This is a genomic window from Silanimonas sp. (genome assembly GCF_027530345.1).
In the GTDB taxonomy this organism is placed as follows: Bacteria; Pseudomonadota; Gammaproteobacteria; order Xanthomonadales; family Xanthomonadaceae; genus Silanimonas.
Genome location: NZ_JAPZQK010000014.1, coordinates 11,175 through 30,184 on the forward strand (window position 1 = coordinate 11,175; position 19,010 = coordinate 30,184).

General features: G+C 69.5%; 23 protein-coding genes. 8 read left to right on the forward strand and 15 right to left on the reverse strand.

Annotation, left to right across the window (positions count from 1 at the left end):
- Positions 1-31 precede the first annotated feature (31 nt).
- Positions 32-2,551, reverse strand: coding sequence for an FtsX-like permease family protein (locus tag O9255_RS08500; protein WP_297866424.1), 2,520 nt, complete (start codon positions 2,549-2,551; stop codon positions 32-34).
- Positions 2,548-3,252: an ABC transporter ATP-binding protein gene (locus O9255_RS08505; RefSeq protein ID WP_297866425.1), complete on the reverse strand. Its 705-nt coding sequence runs from the start codon at positions 3,250-3,252 to the stop codon at positions 2,548-2,550. Before O9255_RS08505 ends, O9255_RS08500 begins: the two co-directional genes overlap by 4 nt.
- 91 nt (positions 3,253-3,343) lie before the next feature.
- On the opposite strand from O9255_RS08505, the gene O9255_RS08510 reads away from it, so the two are divergent.
- On the forward strand, positions 3,344-4,039 hold the full coding sequence (locus O9255_RS08510) for an arylesterase (RefSeq protein ID WP_297866426.1): 696 nt from the start codon (positions 3,344-3,346) through the stop codon (positions 4,037-4,039).
- A gap of 102 nt (positions 4,040-4,141) precedes the next feature.
- On the forward strand, positions 4,142-5,593 hold the full coding sequence (locus O9255_RS08515; RefSeq protein WP_297866427.1) for a solute:sodium symporter family transporter: 1,452 nt from the start codon (positions 4,142-4,144) through the stop codon (positions 5,591-5,593).
- Here the strand turns inward: O9255_RS08515 and O9255_RS08520 are convergent.
- Genes O9255_RS08520 through O9255_RS08530 form a run of 3 tightly spaced genes read right to left on the reverse strand, consistent with a single transcriptional unit; the run spans position 5,509 to position 7,104 of the window.
- On the reverse strand, positions 5,509-6,300 hold the full coding sequence (locus O9255_RS08520) for a DUF2189 domain-containing protein (protein WP_297866428.1): 792 nt from the start codon (positions 6,298-6,300) through the stop codon (positions 5,509-5,511). The genes O9255_RS08515 and O9255_RS08520 overlap by 85 nt on opposite strands.
- A complete protein-coding gene (locus O9255_RS08525; protein WP_297866429.1) occupies positions 6,297-6,590 on the reverse strand; it encodes a GNAT family N-acetyltransferase in 294 nt (97 codons plus the stop codon). The genes O9255_RS08520 and O9255_RS08525 overlap by 4 nt, the downstream gene beginning before the upstream one ends.
- Positions 6,591-6,597: 7 nt before the next feature.
- Positions 6,598-7,104 carry a hypothetical protein gene (locus O9255_RS08530; protein ID WP_297866430.1) on the reverse strand — a complete coding sequence of 169 codons (507 nt, stop codon included), beginning with the start codon at positions 7,102-7,104 and terminating at the stop codon, positions 6,598-6,600.
- A gap of 168 nt (positions 7,105-7,272) precedes the next feature.
- Here O9255_RS08530 and O9255_RS08535 point away from each other — a divergent pair, with 168 nt between their 5' ends.
- Positions 7,273-7,668, forward strand: a complete 396-nt coding sequence (locus O9255_RS08535) for a hypothetical protein (protein WP_297866431.1) — start codon at positions 7,273-7,275, stop codon at positions 7,666-7,668.
- Here the strand turns inward: O9255_RS08535 and O9255_RS08540 are convergent.
- The 4 genes from O9255_RS08540 to O9255_RS08555 form a co-directional block, all read right to left on the reverse strand.
- Positions 7,633-8,268, reverse strand: coding sequence for a hypothetical protein (locus O9255_RS08540; protein WP_297866432.1), 636 nt, complete (start codon positions 8,266-8,268; stop codon positions 7,633-7,635). The genes O9255_RS08535 and O9255_RS08540 overlap by 36 nt on opposite strands.
- A 53-nt stretch (positions 8,269-8,321) precedes the next feature.
- Positions 8,322-9,035 (reverse strand): fused MFS/spermidine synthase, encoded by a 714-nt coding sequence (locus O9255_RS08545; protein WP_297866433.1) that lies wholly within the window; start codon positions 9,033-9,035, stop codon positions 8,322-8,324.
- The gene (locus O9255_RS08550; RefSeq protein ID WP_297866434.1) at positions 9,028-9,531 is read right to left on the reverse strand and encodes a hypothetical protein; all 504 of its coding nucleotides are present in this window, start codon (positions 9,529-9,531) and stop codon (positions 9,028-9,030) included. The genes O9255_RS08545 and O9255_RS08550 overlap by 8 nt, the downstream gene beginning before the upstream one ends.
- 80 nt (positions 9,532-9,611) lie before the next feature.
- Positions 9,612-9,887 carry a SemiSWEET transporter gene (locus tag O9255_RS08555; protein WP_297866435.1) on the reverse strand — a complete coding sequence of 92 codons (276 nt, stop codon included), beginning with the start codon at positions 9,885-9,887 and terminating at the stop codon, positions 9,612-9,614.
- 110 nt (positions 9,888-9,997) lie between these two features.
- Between O9255_RS08555 and O9255_RS08560 the strand changes: the two genes are divergently transcribed.
- Entirely contained in the window at positions 9,998-10,591 is a 594-nt protein-coding gene (locus tag O9255_RS08560) for a lipocalin family protein (protein WP_297866436.1), read from the forward strand.
- On the opposite strand, the gene O9255_RS08565 is transcribed toward O9255_RS08560, so the two are convergent.
- Positions 10,531-11,412 (reverse strand): DUF4105 domain-containing protein, encoded by an 882-nt coding sequence (locus O9255_RS08565; RefSeq protein WP_297866437.1) that lies wholly within the window; start codon positions 11,410-11,412, stop codon positions 10,531-10,533. The two genes, O9255_RS08560 and O9255_RS08565, sit on opposite strands and share 61 nt — an antisense overlap.
- 57 nt (positions 11,413-11,469) lie before the next feature.
- Between O9255_RS08565 and O9255_RS08570 the strand changes: the two genes are divergently transcribed.
- Positions 11,470-13,527, forward strand: a complete 2,058-nt coding sequence (locus O9255_RS08570) for an amidohydrolase family protein (protein ID WP_297866438.1) — start codon at positions 11,470-11,472, stop codon at positions 13,525-13,527.
- A gap of 47 nt (positions 13,528-13,574) precedes the next feature.
- On the opposite strand, the gene O9255_RS08575 is transcribed toward O9255_RS08570, so the two are convergent.
- On the reverse strand, positions 13,575-14,501 hold the full coding sequence (locus O9255_RS08575; RefSeq protein WP_297866439.1) for a nuclear transport factor 2 family protein: 927 nt from the start codon (positions 14,499-14,501) through the stop codon (positions 13,575-13,577).
- A 94-nt stretch (positions 14,502-14,595) separates the two neighbouring features.
- On the opposite strand from O9255_RS08575, the gene O9255_RS08580 reads away from it, so the two are divergent.
- The gene (locus O9255_RS08580) at positions 14,596-15,546 is read left to right on the forward strand and encodes a LysR family transcriptional regulator (RefSeq protein WP_297866440.1); all 951 of its coding nucleotides are present in this window, start codon (positions 14,596-14,598) and stop codon (positions 15,544-15,546) included.
- A 22-nt stretch (positions 15,547-15,568) separates the two neighbouring features.
- Here O9255_RS08580 and O9255_RS08585 read toward each other — a convergent pair whose 3' ends face one another.
- From O9255_RS08585 to O9255_RS08600, 4 genes are all read right to left on the reverse strand, one after another.
- Positions 15,569-15,832: a YciI family protein gene (locus tag O9255_RS08585; protein WP_297866441.1), complete on the reverse strand. Its 264-nt coding sequence runs from the start codon at positions 15,830-15,832 to the stop codon at positions 15,569-15,571.
- 76 nt (positions 15,833-15,908) lie between these two features.
- Complete coding sequence (locus tag O9255_RS08590) at positions 15,909-16,085, reverse strand: hypothetical protein (RefSeq protein ID WP_297866442.1); 177 nt, start codon at positions 16,083-16,085, stop codon at positions 15,909-15,911.
- An 11-nt stretch (positions 16,086-16,096) separates the two neighbouring features.
- Positions 16,097-16,927 carry an S-formylglutathione hydrolase gene (gene fghA, locus O9255_RS08595; protein WP_297866474.1) on the reverse strand — a complete coding sequence of 277 codons (831 nt, stop codon included), beginning with the start codon at positions 16,925-16,927 and terminating at the stop codon, positions 16,097-16,099.
- 38 nt (positions 16,928-16,965) lie between these two features.
- Positions 16,966-18,087, reverse strand: coding sequence for an S-(hydroxymethyl)glutathione dehydrogenase/class III alcohol dehydrogenase (locus O9255_RS08600; RefSeq protein WP_297866443.1), 1,122 nt, complete (start codon positions 18,085-18,087; stop codon positions 16,966-16,968).
- Between the two features lie 284 nt (positions 18,088-18,371).
- Here O9255_RS08600 and O9255_RS08605 point away from each other — a divergent pair, with 284 nt between their 5' ends.
- Together O9255_RS08605 and O9255_RS08610 are read left to right on the forward strand one after the other, a co-directional pair.
- Positions 18,372-18,713 (forward strand): zinc ribbon domain-containing protein YjdM, encoded by a 342-nt coding sequence (locus O9255_RS08605; RefSeq protein WP_297866444.1) that lies wholly within the window; start codon positions 18,372-18,374, stop codon positions 18,711-18,713.
- A gap of 59 nt (positions 18,714-18,772) precedes the next feature.
- Complete coding sequence (locus O9255_RS08610) at positions 18,773-19,009, forward strand: DUF3297 family protein (RefSeq protein ID WP_297866445.1); 237 nt, start codon at positions 18,773-18,775, stop codon at positions 19,007-19,009.
- The last annotated feature ends 1 nt before the right edge of the window (position 19,010 follow it).

The window sequence follows — 19,010 nt, forward strand, 5'->3', positions numbered from 1 at the left end:
AGGGCTGCGGCGCGGCGAGCGCCGCGCCGGTTCACAGTTCGCGCAGAGTCACCGAGGGCGGCGCATCGAGGATGCGCCGCGTGGCCCACAGGCCGGCCAGCAACGCCACAACGACGCCGACCAGCGCACCGGTGGCGGCAAGGCGCGGGTCCGGCGTCCACGGCAAATCCAGCACCTGCAGCGCAATGACCCCGGCAAGCACCGTTGAGGCGATGGCGGCGACGAGCCCGGAAATCAGGCCCAACGCGGCGAACTCGCCGGCTTGTGCCAGACGCAACTGGCGGCGACTGCCGCCCAGCACGCGCATCACCGCGCCCTCGCGCAGGCGCTCGTCCTGGCTGGCGCCAACGGCAGCGAGCAGCACCAGTGCACCGGCCAGCAAGGCGACGAGGAACACGGCTTCGACCACGGTCGACACCTGGTCGACGGTGCTGCGCACCTGCTTGAGGATGGCGTCGACGTCGATCACCGAGAGGTTCGCGAAGCGGTCGAGCAAGGCGCGGGTGAATCCGTCGCGGCCCGGCGGCAGGTGGATCGCCGTGATCGCGCTGCCCTGAAGGCCTTCCATCGCGCCGGGCGAGACCAGCACGAAGAAGTTCGGCCGCACGCTCTCCCATTTCACCTCGCGGATCGACGTGACCTCGCCTTCAAGGCGCGTGCCGGCGATGTCGAAGACGACGCGGTCACCCAGCGCCCAACCCAGCGACTGCGCGAGACCCTGCTCCACCGAGAATTCGGTGGGCGCATCGGCGGCCATCGACGCCTCCCAGAATCGGCCTTCGAGGATGGTGTTGCTGTCATCGAGCGTGTCAGCGGAGCTGAGGTTGAATTCACGCTCGGCGAGGCGGCGGGCTCGCCCGTTGCCCTCCGGGAGGGCCTGCACGTTCATCGGCGCGCCGTTCCTCTCGATCCAGCGGCCGCGGATCATCGGGAAGATCTCCGGGTTCGTGATGCCCTCGCTCTCGAGGAACTCGCGCAACGGTTCGACCTGCGCCGGCTGCACGTTGACGATGAAGCGGTTCGGCGCATCGGCCGGCAGGGCCTCGCGCCAGCGCTCAAGCAGATCGGTGCGCACGAACACCAGCAGCAACAGGGCCATCAGCCCGAGCCCGAGCGCGCTCACCTGCGCCACCGTCGTGGCCGCGCGGCGGCTGATGTTGGCCAGCCCGTAGCGCCAAGGGCCGCGCAGGCGCGGCCGCAGCAGGTCGACACCACGCACCAGCCCGTAGCCGAGTGCGGCGAGGATGGCGAAGGTGACGACGAGGCCACCGAGCATCGCGCCGGCCAGTTCCGGCGACTTCGCCTGCCACCAGAGCAGCGCGCCGAAGCCGCCAAGGGCCAGCGCCGTCAGCGCCAGAGCGCTCGGCGAGCGCACGTCGAGATCACGGCGCAGCACCCGCAGGGCCGGAACACCGCGCAGCGCCAACACCGGCGGCACAGCGAAGGCCAGCAGCACGACGAGACCCACGGCGTAACCGCTGAGCACCGGCACGAGACTGGCCGAGGGCACGGCGATGCCGAGCGCGCTACCCAGCCACTCGCCGATCGCGAACGACAGTGCCCAGGCCAAGGCCACGCCGAGGGTGCTGCCGAGCAGGCCCAGCAGCATCAGCGCGCCCACCTGGACGATCACGATGGTGCGCTGGCTGGCCCCGAGGCAGCGCATCACCGCGCAGGCGTCGAGGTGGCGCGCGCTGTGACGGCGCGCGGCCATGGCCACGGCGATCGCGGCGAGGATCACCGAGACGAGAGTCGCGAGACCGAGGAAGCGTCCAGCGCGATCAAGCGCACGACGCACTTCCGGCCGGCCTTCGGAGGCGGTCTCCAGTCGCTGTCCGCGGCCGAGCGCATCGCGCGCCTCGGCGCTGAAGGCCTCGACGGCGTCCGGCGTGCCGGCCACGACGAGCCGGTAGGCAATGCGGCTGCCGGGCTGCACGAGGCCGGTGGCCGGCAGGTCGTCGAGGTTCATGACGACCTTGGGCGCGACGTTGAAGTAGTCCAACGCGCCGTCCGGCTCCTGCTCGATCAGCGCCGCGAGCCGCAACGTCGACTCGCCGAGGGTGATGGGGTCGCCGAGCGTCGCACCGAGGGTGTTCGCCCCGGCGCGGGTCATCCAAACGACGCCAGCCGGCGGGCCTTCGGCCGGCTCGCGGCGGCCGGCCTCGTCGCTGATGACGAAGCTGCCGCGCAGCGGGAATTCGCGGCCCACCGCGCGCAGTTCGCCGAGTCGGAAACGATCGGCCACGCGCAACATGCTCGGGAACTCGACGGTGTCGACGGCCTTCAGGCCCGGACGATCGGCCAGCGCGCGCAGTTCGGGCGCCAGTGGCGCATCAGCACGCAGCACGGCATCGCCACCCAGCAGGCGATTGGCCTCGAGGGCCAACGCACGCTCGGCACGGTCGGTGAGGAAGCTGATGGTGGTGACGGAGGCGACCGCGAGCGCGAGGGCCGCGATCAACAGGCGCACCTCGCCGGCCGCGAGATCGCGAAGGGCCTGGCGCCACGCGAGGCGCCAGGGACTCCCTCCGCGTGCCGTGGCGGTGCTCACGCCTGCACCCGGCCGCCGGCGAGCCTGAGTTGGCGACCGCAACGCGCGGCGAGGCGCTCGTCGTGCGTCACCAGCACGAGGGTGGTGCCGGCTTCGGCATTCAGACGGAACAGCAGTTCGATGATCTGCTGCCCGGTGGTGGTGTCGAGGTTGCCCGTGGGTTCGTCAGCGAACAGCAGGGCCGGCCGGGTGACGAAGGCGCGGGCGATGGCCACGCGCTGCTGCTCGCCGCCGGAGAGCTGGCGCGGGTAGTGGGTCATGCGCTCGGCCAGGCCCACCTGCTCCAGCACCTTGCGGGCCGGGGCTTCGGCGTCGCGATCGCCGCGCAGTTCCAGCGGCAGCATCACGTTCTCCAGCGCCGTCAGTGCCGGTAGCAGCTGGAAGTTCTGGAAAACGAAACCGACTTTCTCGGCACGCAGCGCGGCGCGGCCGTCCTCGTCGAGCGCGCCAAGGTCGGCGCCACCGAGGCGAACCCGGCCGGTGCTGGCGACATCGAGGCCGGCCAGCAGCGACAGCAGGGTGCTCTTGCCTGAACCGGAGGCCCCAACGATGGCGAACGCTTCACCCGCCGCGATGCTAAAACCGACATCGGCGAGAATGGTGAGCGGGCCCGAAGGCAGGGCGACCTGCTTGCCCAAACCCTCCACGTGCAACAGCGGCGTCGTCGACGCGGTCAGGTCAGGATTGAGAAGGGCGGTCATCGGAATGCGTTCATCCAGCAAAGTTCAGGGCGCACTGTGCGTGCAACAGGCTCTACAGGGCGTCATGGTGCTGCGCGCAATGGTGCTTGGCATGGGCCTTTCGGCAGGGCTCGCCGCCTGCGGGCAGACCGACGACGGCGGAATGCCCCAGACGGCCCCGCCGGCCGCCGCCGCGTTGGCCGCAGCACCCGCGCCTGCGGCCGGCAGCACGCAAGGCCAGGTCGCCCCGACGGAGGCGCGCACCGTGCTGGTCATGGGCGATTCGCTCTCCGCCGCCTACAACCTCGCGGCGGAACAGGGCTGGGTAGCGCTGCTCGACACGCGGTTGCGCACCGAGGCGCCGGGCTTCCGCATGGTGAACGCCTCGATCAGCGGCGAGACGACCGCCGGGGGGGCGTCGCGCATCGACGCCGCCCTCGCCGAACATCGGCCCGCCCTCGTGGTGATCGAACTCGGCGCCAATGACGGGCTGCGCGGGCTGCCGCTCGAGGAATCACGCGCGAACCTGGAACGCATGGTCAAGGCCTCGAAGGCCGCCGGCGCCGAAGTGCTGGTGGTGGGCATGCGCCTGCCACCGAACTACGGCCCGGACTACACCGAAGGCTTCTTCGCGATGTTCGGCGAGATCGCGCAGGCGGAGGGCGTGGCCCACCTGCCCTTCCTGCTCGAGCCGATCGCCTTTGATGAAGCGGCGTTCCAGGGCGATCGCCTGCATCCGACCGCCGAGGCGCAGCCGGTTCTGGCCGATCACGTCTGGACCGCGCTGGGACCGATGCTCGCCGACTGACGCGACTCGCCCCACGCGGATCGGGGCGTGAATACGTATGCACCGCTGGGTTTTCCCGGCGTGGCGGGCTAGCGTTCCCGGACTTCGGTTCGGGGGAAACGAATGGGCGCCGGCGCCATCCAGTGGGGAATCTTCATCGGCCTGACGGCCGCGATCGCGCTGCTCACCTGGTGGCGCTGCCGTCAGGAAGTGCCGTCGGCCGACGCGTCGAAGGAGGTCTTCCTCGCCGGCGGCACGCTCACCTGGCCCTTCATCGCCGGCTCGCTGCTGCTCACCAACATCAGCGCCGAGCAGATCGTCGGCATGAACGGCACGCAGGTGATGCTGACGGCCTGGTGGGAGATCGGCGCGGCGGTGGGCCTGGTCATCCTCGCCCACGTGCTGGTGCCGATGTACTACCGGCACGGCTGCAGGACGACCACGGAGCTGCTCGAGAAGCGCCTCGGCGACGCCAGCATCCGCACGGCGGTGTCGATCCTGTTCCTGCTGGGCTATCTCTTCATCCTGCTGCCCGTCGTGCTGTACACCGGTGCAGTGTTCCTGAAATCGATGTTCGCGCTCGAGGCGTCGATCCTCGCCATCGCCATCGTCTACGCGCTGGCGGGTCTGGCCTACGCGGCCTTCGGCGGCCTGCGCGCCATCGCCATCTCCGACACCTACAACGGCGTGATGCTGGGCGTGATGGGCCTGCTGGTGACCTTCTTCGCCTTCAAGGCCATCGACTTCGACCTCTCGGGCATCCCCGCGGAGCGCCTCACCCTCATCGGCGGGCCGGAATCCGACATCCCGTGGACGACCCTCCTCACCGGCATGGTGTTCATCCACCTGTTCTACTGGGGCACGAACATGGTGATCGCGCAGCGCGCGCTGGCCGCGCCCACCATGCGCGAGGCGCAAAAAGGCATCTACGCCGCTGCGGCGATCAAGCTGCTGATGCCCCTGATCGTCGTCGTGCCGGGCGTCCTCGCCTACAAGCTGTATGGCGATGTCGGTGACGTGACCTACGGGCGCCTCGTCGCCGACGTGCTGCCGCCGTGGCTGGCCGGCGCCTTCGCCGCGATGATCTTCGGCGCCGTGCTGTCGAGCTTCAATTCCTGCCTGAACTCGGCCGCGGCGCTCTATGCGATGGACCTGCACGTGAAGTACGTGAACCCGCAGGCCGACCTGAAGCGCGTCGGCCAGCGCGTGGCCGCGGCGTTCGCGATTGGTGGCGTCGCCCTGGTGCCGCTTTACCAGAACGCCGAGAGCATCGTCGCGACGATGCAGAAGATGAACGGGCTGTACTCGATGCCCGTGCTGGCCGCTTTCCTCGTGGCCGTGGTGGGACGCCGGGTGCTGTCGATCGCGCTGCGCGCGGGCCTGCTGTTCGGCGTGGGGCTGTATGCGGTGTTCACCTTCGCTTGGCAGCCCTTCGGCCTGCACTACATCCACCTGATGGCGATCACCCTCGCCAGCACGATCGCAATGATCTACGCGCTCGACCGCGTGCTGCCGGGCTCGGCGCCGTCGGCGTCCAGCGACGGCCAGCCGGAGGCGTCCAGCGCCTCGCGGTAACCGTGCCAAGCCGCGTAGGCCAGCCACGGCATCACGATCCCCAGACCGACGAAAGCCGTGGCCAATCCCACGGCGGTGAGCATTGCGATCAGCGCCGCCCAGACCAGCGCGGCGCCCTTGTTCCGCAGGACGGCATTCACACTGGAGATGCCGGCCGTGACCATGTCCACGTCGCGGTCGGCGATCATCGGCAGCGAGAACGCCGCGATGGCGAACGTGGCCACCGCGAACACCGAGCCGAACAGCGAGCCGAGGGCGAGGAACTCCAACAGCGAGACAAGGCTGCCATCCTCGATCGGCACGAAGGCGTTCACCAGCATGCCGGCGCGCGACCACAGCAGCAGGATCACCATCTGCACCAAGGCGAACACGCCGGCCTGCCCGACCACTCGACGCATCAGCGCGAGGCAGTCCCTGAGTCGCGGCAGCTCGCCGCGCTCGAGGGCCCGGCTGACCGCGTAGAGCCCGACCCCGATGAGCGGCGCCACGAACACGAAGCCCGACAGCAGTGCCGCCAAGAGCGCGAAGCGTCCGAGCTGCCAGGCCATCGCCGCCACGGCCAGGCTGACCACGACGACGATGGCGCCGAAGACCGACGTGAGTACCGGGGCGCGAAGGAGATCGCGCCAGCCCGCGGCCAGCCAACGCAGCGGCGCGGACAGCGGCAGGTCGCGGCAAGGCACGACGAAGGGCGCGGCCTCGCTCATGCCCGCAGTCCGTTGAACTCGGGATGGCGGCGCATCCACGCGTCGACGTAGGGGCAAACCGGCTCGACGTGCAGACCTTCCGCCCCGGCCCACTCGAGGGCCGCCCGCGTGAGTACACCGGCCACGCCGCGCCCCTCGATGGCGCGATCGACGACCACCGAGGGAATCACCATCACCGACCGGCCCTCGACCTCGCGACGCACATAGCGGAGCTCGCCGCGATGCCCCTCGAGCCGGGCGTCGAAGCGACCTTCGGCATCCCGGTGGACGATGTCCGGCGACGCAACCATCGGCGCCTCAGTACTCGACCGAGACCGACATCAGCCGCAGCCGACCGGGAAACCCGCCCTGCTCGCCGCCGAGACGCTGCGCTTCGATGTACCACCACGCTCCGTCGCTCCAGCCGTTGCCCGGAAGGATCGTCACCGACGACGTCAACAGGGTGCTGGTGTTCTCCGGCGCCACTCGCGTGCCCGTGGCGCGGGCGCCGTGGGTCTCGAAGCTGTTGCCGCTGTTGAAGGTCATCGGCGTCACGTTGAAGCCCAGGGTGCCGCTCTCGTCTGACACGACCTGGTAGGCGTACGTCACGCGAACCCGCCCACCGGCGTAGTCCTTCGGCTTGCGCAGGGTGAACGTGACCGTGCCGTTGGCCCCCAGCCAGTCGAGCCCGCGCGCATGCATGGCGAATGCCGACTCCGGGCTGCGCGAAAGCGCATTCGCCGGGAGGCTGATCTGGTGGGTGTAGCGCGCGAGGCCCGGAGCGATCGCCGCGGCCGCGGGGCGGGCACCGGACACGGTCGCCATCGATGGAACGGAAACGATGGCCAGGACCATCGCCACGACAACGCGTGTGAAAGAGGGGATTGTCCTGATCATGTCGGCACTCCGGGGGAAGGCTGCGACACCGCAGCACGGCTATTGAACACCGATCCTCGCGCTTATGCTGCCGGCCTGCCCTGAACCCTGACGTCCATGCCGCCACGCCGCCGCGCCGCTCCGCTCGTCCTCGCCCTCGCCGCGCTCGGCATGGCGCTGTGCAGCCTGCCCCATGCCCTCGGGGCGTGGCCGCACTTCCGCGAGGGGTTGGTGGCGCTGGGAGCGGACCCGTACCTCATCGGCGCCATCGGCAGCGCCTGGGCGTTCGGCACGGTGATGATGCTGGCCAGTGGCGCCATCGTCGGCGCGCAGGCTTGGCGGGCTTGGCGCGACCAGCCGCTGCACGTCGCGACCCTGCTGCCCCTAGGTCTCGCGTGGGCGGCTTACGGCCTCGTGGCCTTCGCGCTCCGCGATTTCAACACCCACTACCTCGCCTTCGTCGCCTGCGGCGGGGCCCTACTCGTCGCGCTCGCCCTGCCGCGGATCCGCTGAGGGGCTCTGCGCCATCAGGTCGATCTGCAGCAGGCGCGCCGACACCTCGTGGTCGTCGAGCGAGCCCTGCCGCTGCAGCCAGAGCACGCGATGGCGCTGTTGCTCCGGGCTTTCGTCCGGGCTGAGGTAGTCGAAGCGGTCGCGCAGCTGGGCCGCGCGACGGCGGTCGATCTCGGCGAGGATGGCGGCCGCCGAGGTGTCGTCGATCACCAGCACGTTCGCGCGCGGCGACGCCACGACGACGAAGCGGCGAATGCGCATCGCGTACCAGACCAGGCAAGCCGCACCGATCGGCAGCCAGATCGACAGGCCGAAGACCTTCGTGTCCGTCCAGTCCAACGCGGTGAACACGAGGCCGAGAACGACCCAGATCGCCCCGACGTTGCGCCACCAGGTGTTGCGCTCGACGAAGCGCTCGCGCTCCACGGCGAGCTCGGCGTACTCGATGGTCCAGGTGCGCGAAGCGCTGCCGTCATCCAAGCCGTAGCGCAGCGACTCCTCGCCGAACTCGAAGAAGGTCTTCGCACCGGCGCGCTTCTGTTCCAGCCGCAGGGCTTCGGGCTTCGGGGTTTCGGGCTGGTGCACCAGGGGCGTGTTCACTGCGGTTCCTCGATTCGGCCCGCGGCCGGGGAACCTGGCGGCGGGCGCGCAGTTTAGCGCCCTTGAACCGCTGCCCGCACCGCGACCAGCGCCTCCCGCAATTCACGCTGCCCCGCCCGCGACAGTGCGGGCGCCCCGTCGGCCGCCGCCAGGGGGCCCACCCAAGCGAAGGCCACGCGGTTGCTCTGCCGCGCTTCCTCGACCACCGCCACGTTCGCGGCGCCGAACGCGACCTGCAGCCGGTGCCGGTGCTCGGCGTGCGCGGTGTCGTAAAGGTTGAACGCAGCCACGCCGCCGGGCCGGAGGGCGGCGCGGCAGTCGTTGTAGAAGCGCTGGGTCGACAGCGCGGCCGGGATGCCGCTGGTGTCGTAGCCGTCGACGAGCAGCAGGTCGATCGACGCCGGCTGGGTCTTCAGCCATTCGGCGGCGTCAGCTTCCACCACGCGGAAGCGGGCGTCATCGTCGGGGATGCGGAAACGGCGACGCAGGGCGATGACCGCCGGGTTGATCTCGATGGCCTCGAGCGTCGCGGCCGGAAGGTGGCGGTGCAGGAACTTCGCCTGCGAACCGCCCCCCAGACCGACCATGGCGATTCGCCCGGGCGCCGGCACCAAGGCCAGCGCGCCGAGCATGGTTCGCGTGTAGTCGACGACGAGGCGATCAGGGGCCCACCGCGACATCCGGCTCTGCGCGGTGCCCTCCGCGAATCGCAGTTCCCGCGTCCGCCAACCCTGCAGGATGAAAGGCGTGCCGGCCTTCTCAGCCACGCTGCAGGAGGACCACGCCCTTGCCGTCGACCTGGTTGAACAGCAGCCGGAACGTGAGGCTGGTGGCCTGCGGCTGTTCGCGACCGCCCTGGCAGCTCATGCCGGCAGCTTCCTTCGCGCTCTTGCTGCGGAAAGTGCAGACGACGGCCGGCTCGAAGCGCCAGGTCGACAGCGCCGCCACCGAGACGTCGACGAACTGCTTGCTCAGCTCCGTCACCGCCGGGCACTCCGGCTCGCGGACCAGCGGGCCGGTGTAGCTGACCGCGCCTTCCTCGTCAATGTCGACGCGCATGCAGATGGCGCGCGACGGCACCTGCTGTTGAGACAGGACCTCGGCCGGGTACTCCGGCAGGCGGTTGCCCGGCTCGTCGATCGGCAACAGGAAGGTCTGCTTGTCGGTGAGCTGCAGCGTTCCCTCGGCAGCCTCTTCGGCAAAGGCGGCGGCGGGCAGCGCCGCGAGCAGGGCAGCGGCAAGGGCAAGGCGGGTGATGCGCATCGAAGGCTCCTCCAAGGGACTCAGGCTGCGGAGCGTACCGCCTGCGGGTGACTTTCGTCGTGCGCGCTGTCGCTGTCGCGTCAAGCCGCGGGAGGGGCCGGCTTGCGGTAGGCCCACATCTGCCACAGGTTCAGGCCGTTCACCCCCAGCGTGAAGACGTTGGCGAGGATGATCGGCAGGCTGTCGATCATCAGGCCGTACACCAGCCACAGCAGCACGCCGAGCGTGAAGGTGCCGAAGGTCGAGAACGACAGGTCGTCGACGTGTTTGCGGCGGAAGTTCCGCACCACCTGGGGCACGAAGGCAACGCTGGTGAGAAAGGCGGCGCCGAGGCCGAGAGCGGTGGGCATGTCCATGGGTGAACGATGCCCGAAGCCCCCGCCCCGGCTCAATCACCGGCCACGCCTGCACGGCATTTGAACGCACGCAAGCGCAGGCTCGAACCTCCGTGCCAAGGCCGCGCCCGATGCTCCGACGCCCTGTTTTCCCGGTCGCGATCCTCGCCCTGGGCCTGTCCTTCGCCGCGCACGCCGAGGCTGCTGAGGACGCCCTGCCTGCCGCCCTGCCCGACGGCACGCCGAACACTCCGGTGCCGTCGCTAGACCTCGACCGCTACGCCGGCCGCTGGCACGAGGTGGCGCGGCTGCCGATGTTCTTCCAGCGGAAGTGCATTGGCGACACCACGGCCACATACACGTCGCGCGCTGACGGCAGCATCGAGGTCCGCAACGCCTGCCGCACCGAAGACGGAATGATCGAATCGACCGGTGCCGCGCGTCGGGCCGGCGACGGCGGGGCGCTGGAAGTGCGCTTCGCCCCCGGTTGGCTGGGCTGGGTGCCGATGGTCTGGGCCGACTACTGGGTGGTGGACCTCGACCCGGGCTACGGCTGGGCGGTCGTCGGCGGGCCGAAGCAGGGCGCGATGTGGATCCTCTCGCGCGAAACCACGCTCGACCCCGCCCTGTTCGAGCGCATCCGCCAACGGGCCGAAGCCCGCGGCTACCGGCTCGCCGAACTCGTCATCGACCCCACCCAACGCGACCGGATGGTGGCGGAGTAAGCCTTGCCCTCGAGGCCCGCGGCCTCGGCCTCGCGGGCGAGGCCGTCGATGCGGTGCGCCTCGCGGTAGCCGTCGCGCGGCAGGTCGGTGTCGATGAGGCCGAGATCGAATGCGAGGTCGTCGCTGTAGCCGGGCAACCGCGTCCGCCAGCTCATCGGAATCGTGCCGGGGGCCAGCGCATCGACGGCATCGACGATGGTCGTGGTGCAGTTCGCCGACAGCGTGTTGTAGAACGCCGGGCGCTCGGCGAGCGCATTGGCCTTCTCCAACAGCGCCACCAGCAGCGCCCGCGCCTGCGTCGGCGTCGCCCGCAGGCGGTAAAGGTGCACCGGGTCGCGTCGATGCGCCGCCCGCAAGCCGATCAGGTCGCGCTCGTCGCCCAGCACCAGCATCAGTTCGTACTGCCGGAACAGGCCGGCCAGTGGGGAATAGGTTTCGCCCACTTCCTTGCGCACTTCGGCGGAGATCGCGAGATGCCGGCCGTCGCGGAAGCCGAAGCTCACGAAGGTGTGCGCCGGCCCGCGCCAATCGGCGAAGGGTTCGACGATGAACCAGGCGCTCTCCACGTCATCCAGCCGGTAGTCGCGGGCCTCCCAACGGAGATCGAAGTCCGTCGTGCTGCGATAGCGCGCATTGCGGACGTCCGCGACCCGCACCGCCTCGCCGTCCACGATGGCCACCGGCATCCGCGCCTGCTCCGGCACCCAGTCGCGGTCACTCGACGGCCGCACGACGAGGGCGAACACGATCCATGCCAGCGCGACGGCCGCCAAAAGCGCGAGCCCCACGCGCAGCACGGGGAGGCTCGTTGGAATGGGCATGGCGCGCGTCATCGCCGGCAAGGGTACAGTGCGGCCTCCACGGGAGGACACCACGCCATGCGATCGACCCTGCTGTTCGCTGCCCTCGCCCTCGCGCTCGGCACCGCCGAAGCCGCCGAGACCCAGCGCTTCGTCGTGCTGGCGCCGGAGGCCACCATCGGCCACCTGCACGCCACCATCGACGGTGACACCGTCAGCGTCGACTACGACGTCAAGGACAACGGCCGCGGCCCGACGATGAAGGAGACGTTGCGCCTGTCGGACGCCGGCCTGCCGGTCGACTGGACGATCAGCGGCGCGACCACCTTCGGCAGCAAGGTCGACGAGCGCTTCAGCCTCGTCGATGGCAAGGCCACGTGGAAGGACGCCGTGGGCGCCGGCGAATCAAGCGCGGCGGCGGGCGCGCTGTACATCGGCCAGAGCGGCACGCCGTGGGCGCTGGGCGTTTACGCCCGCGCGCTGATGGCCGATGCCGACGGCCGCATCGCCACCCTCCCCGGCGGCGAACTGCGGCTGGAGAAGGGCGACACGCTGGAGGTCGGCAGCGGCGACGCGAAGCAGACCGTCCAGCGCGTCACGCTCTCCGGCCTCGACCTCGACCCGACGCACCTGATGGTCGAAGCCGACGGCGACCTGTTCGCCGTGCTGTCCGGCGGCCGCAGCCTGGTGATCCGCGAAGGCTTCGAGGCCGATGCCGAGCGCCTGCGCCAGTTGGCCATCGAACTCGGCGAACAGCGCTTCGTCGCGATGCAGGCCGAAGTCGCCCACCGCTACGAGCACCCCGTCCGCATCCGCAACGTGCGGGTGTTCGACCCGAAGACCGGCACGCGCTCCGAGCCGGTCAGCGTGGTGGTCTACCGCAACCGCATCAGCGGCATCCAGCCGCTCGACGCCACCGGCACGGGCCCCGAGGTCATCGTCGAGGGCGAAGGCGGCACGCTGGTGCCCGGCATGTACGAGATGCATGGTCACATCGGCCAGAACCGCACCGTGCTCAACCTCGCCGCCGGCATCACCTCGGTGCGCGACATGGGCAACGACAACGACGTGCTCGACCGGCTGATCCAGAGCATCGAGAGCGGCAAGCTCGCCGGCCCGCGCATCACCCGCGCCGGTTTCATCGAGGGCCGCAGCCCGTTCAATTCCAACAACGGTTACCTCGTCAGCAGCCAGGCGCAGGCGCTCGAAGCGGTGCGCTGGTACGCCGCGCGCGGCTTCCCGCAGATCAAGCTGTACAACAGCATGAACCCGGCGTGGTCGGCCGCCGCCGCCGCGGAGGCGCATCGCCTCGGCCTGCGCGTCTCGGGCCACATCCCGGCCTTCACCAATGCCGACGCGATGATCGAAGCCGGCTACGACGAGCTTACCCACATCAACCAGGTGATGCTGGGCTGGGTGCTCACGCCGGAGGAAGACACCCGCACCCTGCTCCGCCTCACCGCGCTGAAGCGTTTGGACGCGTTGGACATGCAATCACCGCGCGTGCGCAAGACCATGGACGCGATCGTCGCGAAGAAGGTGGCCGTCGAGCCCACGCTCGCCATCCACGAGAACCTGCTGCTCAACCAGGACGGCCAGGTGCCCAGCGGCCAGGCCGAATGGATCGCGAACCTGCCGATCGGCTCCCAGCGCAACGCCAAGCGGGCGTGGAGCGACATGAGCGCCCCCGGCGACCGCGAGGCCTATGCCGGCGCCTACCGGAAGATCCTCGAGGGCGTTCGCGAGATGCACCAGCGCGGCGTGTTCCTGATCCCGGGCACCGACCTCGGCGGCGGCCTCGCCTTCCATCGCGAGCTGCAGCTGTTCCAGCAGGTCGGCTTCACGCCGGCCGAGGCCCTGCGCCGCGCGACGATCGACATGGCCGAATACCTCGGCGAAGACCAGCAGCTCGGCAGCATCGAGCGCGGGAAGCTGGCCGACTTCTTACTCGTCCCCGGCGACCCGACCGCCTCGCTCAGCGAGCTGAAGAACGCCCGCATGGTGATGAAGGACGGCGTGGTGTATTTCCCGAGCGAGCTCTACCCGCGCTTCGGCATCCAGCCGTTCTCGACCGCTCCGACGGTGAAGGTGCCGCAGGCGACGACGCCGCCGGTCAGCGCCGCGCCTCCGAGGTGATCTCTGCCGACATCGTGCATCCGGGGCGACCAATGCATCGCCAAGTCCTACGGCGAGGGTGTGTACGACTTGTAGGCGATCTTCCATCGGCCGTCGATTCGAAGCAGCAGGAGCTGTTCATCAAGCGCTTGTGCGGGGCTGAATCGGAGGCGCAGGTGGACGGTCGCGGTGCTTCCATGCGTCATGACACGGGTGATCGTTCGCTCGACCTGATCTGCACCGGGTGCAGGAGTGCCGTTGAAGAACCGGATGTACTCGTCGAATGACCATGTGACCAGCTGCTCGCCACGCAAGCCCTCGATTCTCGCCGTCGGAAGAAAGGCTTCGCGGATCAGCCCGGGGCTTCCGGTGATGCCCGCTTCGAAGTACTTGCCAACGACTTCCCTGATCGCGGATTCATCGCGTGAATGGGCATCCGATGCGGCTTCGTCAGTCGGGATGCCTGCGGCGACGACGTTGACGAACGGCGCTCGCTCGAAGAACTCCCGACTCTCGACCACGCGGCCAAGATCGGCTTGCCTGGCACCATCGATCAGCACTTCACGGTGGGCGGCCTTGATCCCGGCCCATTCCTGCTCGATGCCGGCGAACCCCTGCGCGTCGCGGTACGTCACCATCACGACGGCATTCCACGGGCCCTCGTCCGAACCCGTGTCGAGCCACAGGTAGCTGACGAAGAGTCCCCGCTCGACGGCGATCTTGTCCATCGCGAACCAGTTGGCACGGACATAGCGCTCAAGCTGCCCCAGCTTCCCGGGAGCGGACTTCAGGTAGGTCATCGTCACGACTCGGGCGCTGGAGGCTTCGGTGGCTTCGGTCGTGGGCGCCAGGGTGCGGGACCCGGGTTCCGCGAGCGCCATCATCGGCCATGCGAGGAGCCACAACGACGCGGCAAGCACCCGCCTGCGCCACAATCCTGCGATCGACACCGATGCCCGTGCCGAGGCGGCTTTTGTCCCGATTTCTGGCCTCATGGTTCCACCTCTTGGAAAGTCCCGGAACCATAGAAGCCTGCAACCGCATTGGAAAGCGAGCTGAATTGAACACCGCCCCCAAATTCCCTGAACCATGAGCCCACGCCCCACCCTTTCGCTCGACGCGATCTACGTCGTCGACGCCATCGCGCGGCACGGATCGTTCGCAAAGGCAGCGGCCGAGCTCCACAAAGTGCCATCGGCCCTGAGTTACACGGTCGGGCAGCTTGAGCGCGAGCTGGGCATCAAGCTGTTCGAGCGGAGCAAGCAGCACACACGGTTGACGCCGGGAGGCAAGGACTTGCTGGAGGAAGGTCGACGGCTGCTGCAGCTGGCCGCCGCTGCGGAGCGTCGACTTGGTCGAATCGCCACCGGCTGGGAGACGGATCTGTGCATCGTCATCGACTCGTTGCTCGGAACGCAGCGTCTCTTCCCCGCATTGGAAGGCTTCTATGCGCTGGGGTCCGGCACGCGGGTGCGCATTGCCGAGGAGTCCTTGGAGGGCTGCTGGGAAGCGCTGGTCGAACATCGCGCTGACCTTGTCATCGCCGGACTGGGCGCCGGCGGCATTCCCTCCGGCGGCGGGTATGCCGTCGCCCCGCTGGGAGCCGTGGCGTTCGACTTCGCCGTCGCGCCCGGCCACCCCCTGGCGATCCACGCTGCGGCGCTTGGTGCACCGTTGCCCGAGTCGGCCGTTCTGCCCCATCGCGCAGTGCGAGTCGCCGACAGCTCGCGTGCCCGTCCAGCGAAAACCTATGGATTGCTGGCCGGCCAGGAGACGCTGACGGTTGGAAGCATGGCCGCGAAGCTCGACGCGCAGCGTGCCGGCCTGGGCGTCGGCTTCCTCCCTCGCTTCCTTGCAAAGCCTGAGTTCGAGCGGGGCACGCTGATTCGATTGGACGTGCAGCAGCCGCGTCCGGACGCGGTCTTCGCCTTGGCCTATCGCTCCAGTGAATTGGGTCGGGCAGGGCAGTGGTTCGCCGAGCGCGTGACGCGCGAGCCGCTGCTGGATGGATGGGGCGCGCGACCGGCCTCGGCGTCCTGAGGCCTGCGGCGCGACGACCGACTCAGTCCGCCTTCGCTGCCTCCGGCGGCACCATCCGCTCATGCAGCTCGGCGGTGGCCATCAGCGCCGCCGAGCCGTACCACGGGTGGTACTCGGCGACCATTTCCCCATTGACGATCACGGGGTCGGTTTCGGTGAGCGCTTTCGCTTCCTCGACGCTCTCGACCGCGAGGATGAACAGGCCACGCCAGCCGGAATCGCTCGGCATGAAGGGGCCGGCGACCGCAAGCTTTCCTTCCTTGGCGAGGCGCTGGATGTTGGCCATGTGCCCCGGCGAACATCGCGGTGCGCGCCTCGCCGTCCGGCATGCGGGTGGGGCCGGTCTTCAGCACCACCAGCACCTAGCGGCGCATGCCGAGTTCGTCCGCACCGTGGCGCTGGGCGAGATCGGCATCGAAGGCCGGGGCCGGGGCAGCCGCTGACGGCGGCGCCACCGGCGCCGCCGCGAACACCGACAGCGAACCGAGGGCGATGCCGAAAGCGATCACGGCGGGGACGAACGGGCGGATCGGGCGCATGACGGGTTCCCTCAGGCCTTGAGAGCGGCCGCGTGGTAGGCGACGTGTTCGCCAATGAAGCTGGCGACGAAGTAGTAGCTGTGGTCGTAGCCGGCACGGAGGCGCAGGTTGAGCGGGTACCCCGCCGTCTCGCAGGCGGCCTGCAGCAGCTCGGGACGCAGGCTGCGGCCGATGAACTCGTCGTCGGCGCCTTGGTCGACGCGCAGCGGCAGGCGCTCGGTGGCGCGGGCGATCAGTTCGCAGGCGTCGTAGGCCTTCCACGCCTCGCGGTCCTCGCCGAAGTAGGCGCCCAACGCCTCCTGCCCCCACGGCACCTGCGTCGGCGCCGAGATCGGCGCGAAGGCCGAGACGCTGCGGTAGCGCCCCGGATGGCGCAGGGCCGTCACCAGTGCGCCGTGGCCACCCATCGAGTGACCGCTGATGGCGCGGCGGTCGTTGGCCGGGAACGCCGATTCGACGAGCGCGGGGAGTTCCTGCGCCACATAGGTCTGCATGCGGAAGTGCGGCGCCCACGGCGCCTGCGTGGCATCGACGTAGAAGCCCGCCCCCTGCCCAAGGTCGTATCGGTCGGCGTCGGCCACGCCTTCGCCACGCGGGCTGGTATCGGGGGCGACGACGATCAGGCCGTGCTCGGCCGCGTAGCGCTGCACGCCCGCCTTGGTGATGAAGTTCTGTTCGGTGCACGTCAGGCCGGAGAGCCAGTACAGCACCGGACAGCGCCCGTGCGCGGCCTGCGGCGGCAGGTAGAGGCCAAAGCGCATCGACGTGCCGGTGGCCGTCGACTCATGCTGGTAGACGTCCTGCCAGCCGCCGAAGCAGGCGCGGTGTTCGAGGCGCTGCAGCCCGTCCGGCACGGGAAACTCGAAGGGCGCGGCGGCCGTCATGCCTTCGCCCCGTAGTGGATGACGCTGCGGATCGACTTGCCTTCGTGCATCAGCTCGAAGGCCTCGTTGATGCGCTCCAGCGGCATGGTGTGCGTGACGAACGGCGCCAGGTCGATGCGGCCGGCCATCGCGTCTTCCACCATGCCGGGCAGCTGCGTCCGCCCCTTCACGCCGCCAAAGGCCGTGCCCAGCCAGCGGCGACCGGTGACCAGTTGGAAGGGCCGCGTGCTGATCTCCTGCCCCGAACCGGCCACGCCGATGATCACGCTCTGGCCCCAGCCGCGGTGCGCGCACTCCAAGGCCGCGCGCATCACGTGAACGTTGCCGATGCATTCGAAGCTGTGGTCCACGCCCCAGCCGGTCATCTCGACGACCACCTGCTGGATGGGTTTGTCGAAGTCCTTCGGGTTCACGCAGTCGGTGGCGCCGAAGCGCTTCGCGAGCTCGAACTTCGAGGGGTTGGTGTCGATGGCGATGATGCGGCCGGCCTGGGCCTGTTTCGCGCCTTGGACGACGGCAAGACCGATGCCGCCGAGACCGAACACCGCGACGCTGTCGCCGGGCTGCACCTTGGCGGTGTTCTTCACCGCACCCAGGCCCGTGGTCACGCCGCAACCCAGCAGGCAGACCTGCTCGGGGTTCGCTTCGGGGTTGACCTTGGCGAGCGAGACCTCGACCACCACCGTGTATTCGCTGAAGGTGCTGCAGCCCATGTAGTGAAAGATCGGCTGGCCCTCGTAGCTGAAGCGCGAGGTGCCGTCCGGCATCACGCCCTTGCCCTGGGTGGCGCGCACGGCCACGCACAGATTCGTCTTGCCGCTGGTGCAGAACAGGCACTCGCGGCATTCCGCGGTGTAGAGCGGGATGACGTGGTCGCCGGGCTTCAGGCTGGTCACGCCCTCGCCCACTTCGACCACGACGCCGGCGCCTTCGTGGCCCAGCACTGCGGGGAACAGGCCCTCCGGGTCATCACCCGACAGCGTGTAGGCGTCGGTGTGGCACACGCCCGTGTGGGTGATGCGCACCAGCACCTCGCCCTTGCGCGGCGGGGCGACGTCGATCTCGACGACCTGAAGGGGTTCGCCTGCGGCGAAGGCGACGGCGGCGCGACTTTTCATGGGGGGCTCCTTGGACAAGGCCGGCAGGATAACCCCAGCGCAACGGGGCGCCCGGGCGCCCGGGCGCCGCGGCAGCCGATGTGGGAGAATGCGCCCCCTTTCCCGCCACCAGGCCACCGCCATGAAGAAGTCCGTCAGCAAGAAGTCCCGTTCGCGTCGTCGCGCCGCCCGCCTGCGCAGCGCGCGCTGAGCCGCACCGATCCGCGTCGTCCCGGGGCCGCATTGCGGCCCCGTTTCGTTTTGGGGGACTAACCTAGGGCTCCCCGCGCCGACCGGAGCCCGCCATGTCCGCCCTGCCGCCCTGCCCGAGCTGCGGCTCGACCTATGCCTATGAAGACCGTGGCCAGTTCATCTGTCCCGAGTGCGGCCACGAGTGGACGGTCGATCCGTCCGTGGCCGATCTCCCCGAGGAGCGCGTCTGGAAGGACGCCAACGGCAACGTGCTGCAGGACGGTGACACGGTCACCCTGATCAAGGACCTGAAGGTCAAGGGGTCCTCGTCGGTGATCAAGGTCGGCACCAAGGTCCGCGGGATCCGGCTGATCGATGGCGACCACGACATCGACTGCAAGATCGAGGGCTTCGGGGCGATGCAACTGAAGTCCGAATTCGTCCGGAAAGCCTGAGGGTCCGCGGCGCGTAGAATGCGCGCCGTTCCGTCCCTTCCAACTGTCCGGATTCCACCATGACCGACACCGCCCCCGACCGCCTCTCGAACGACCCGCGCTCGAAGTTCCATGACGCCGCCGCCCTCGAACGTGGCATCGGCATCCGCTTCAACGGCAACGAGCGCACCGACGTCGAGGAATACTGCGTCAGCGAGGGTTGGGTGCTGGTGCCGGCCGGCAAGGCGCTCGACCGCCGCGGCCGCCCGATGACGATCAAGCTCAAGGGCACGGTCGAAGCGCGCTTCCTGACCTGAA

Excerpts from the sequence above, each read along its gene's own strand:
- O9255_RS08530 (WP_297866430.1), bottom strand. The coding sequence starts at position 7,104 with ATGGCGACCGTGTCCGGTGCCCGCCCCGCGGCCGCGGCGATCGCTCCG.
- O9255_RS08525 (WP_297866429.1), bottom strand. The coding sequence starts at position 6,590 with ATGGTTGCGTCGCCGGACATCGTCCACCGGGATGCCGAAGGTCGCTTC.
- O9255_RS08610 (WP_297866445.1), top strand. The coding sequence starts at position 18,773 with ATGACCGACACCGCCCCCGACCGCCTCTCGAACGACCCGCGCTCGAAG.
- O9255_RS08580 (WP_297866440.1), top strand. The coding sequence starts at position 14,596 with ATGAGCCCACGCCCCACCCTTTCGCTCGACGCGATCTACGTCGTCGAC.
- O9255_RS08505 (WP_297866425.1), bottom strand. The coding sequence starts at position 3,252 with ATGACCGCCCTTCTCAATCCTGACCTGACCGCGTCGACGACGCCGCTG.
- O9255_RS08605 (WP_297866444.1), top strand. The coding sequence starts at position 18,372 with ATGTCCGCCCTGCCGCCCTGCCCGAGCTGCGGCTCGACCTATGCCTAT.
- O9255_RS08565 (WP_297866437.1), bottom strand. The coding sequence starts at position 11,412 with ATGCCCATTCCAACGAGCCTCCCCGTGCTGCGCGTGGGGCTCGCGCTT.
- O9255_RS08550 (WP_297866434.1), bottom strand. The coding sequence starts at position 9,531 with ATGCGCATCACCCGCCTTGCCCTTGCCGCTGCCCTGCTCGCGGCGCTG.
- O9255_RS08575 (WP_297866439.1), bottom strand. The coding sequence starts at position 14,501 with ATGAGGCCAGAAATCGGGACAAAAGCCGCCTCGGCACGGGCATCGGTG.
- O9255_RS08590 (WP_297866442.1), bottom strand. The coding sequence starts at position 16,085 with ATGCGCCCGATCCGCCCGTTCGTCCCCGCCGTGATCGCTTTCGGCATC.
- O9255_RS08570 (WP_297866438.1), top strand. The coding sequence starts at position 11,470 with ATGCGATCGACCCTGCTGTTCGCTGCCCTCGCCCTCGCGCTCGGCACC.
- O9255_RS08520 (WP_297866428.1), bottom strand. The coding sequence starts at position 6,300 with ATGAGCGAGGCCGCGCCCTTCGTCGTGCCTTGCCGCGACCTGCCGCTG.
- O9255_RS08555 (WP_297866435.1), bottom strand. The coding sequence starts at position 9,887 with ATGGACATGCCCACCGCTCTCGGCCTCGGCGCCGCCTTTCTCACCAGC.
- O9255_RS08535 (WP_297866431.1), top strand. The coding sequence starts at position 7,273 with ATGCCGCCACGCCGCCGCGCCGCTCCGCTCGTCCTCGCCCTCGCCGCG.
- O9255_RS08560 (WP_297866436.1), top strand. The coding sequence starts at position 9,998 with ATGCTCCGACGCCCTGTTTTCCCGGTCGCGATCCTCGCCCTGGGCCTG.
- O9255_RS08585 (WP_297866441.1), bottom strand. The coding sequence starts at position 15,832 with ATGGCCAACATCCAGCGCCTCGCCAAGGAAGGAAAGCTTGCGGTCGCC.
- O9255_RS08515 (WP_297866427.1), top strand. The coding sequence starts at position 4,142 with ATGGGCGCCGGCGCCATCCAGTGGGGAATCTTCATCGGCCTGACGGCC.
- O9255_RS08600 (WP_297866443.1), bottom strand. The coding sequence starts at position 18,087 with ATGAAAAGTCGCGCCGCCGTCGCCTTCGCCGCAGGCGAACCCCTTCAG.
- O9255_RS08510 (WP_297866426.1), top strand. The coding sequence starts at position 3,344 with ATGGGCCTTTCGGCAGGGCTCGCCGCCTGCGGGCAGACCGACGACGGC.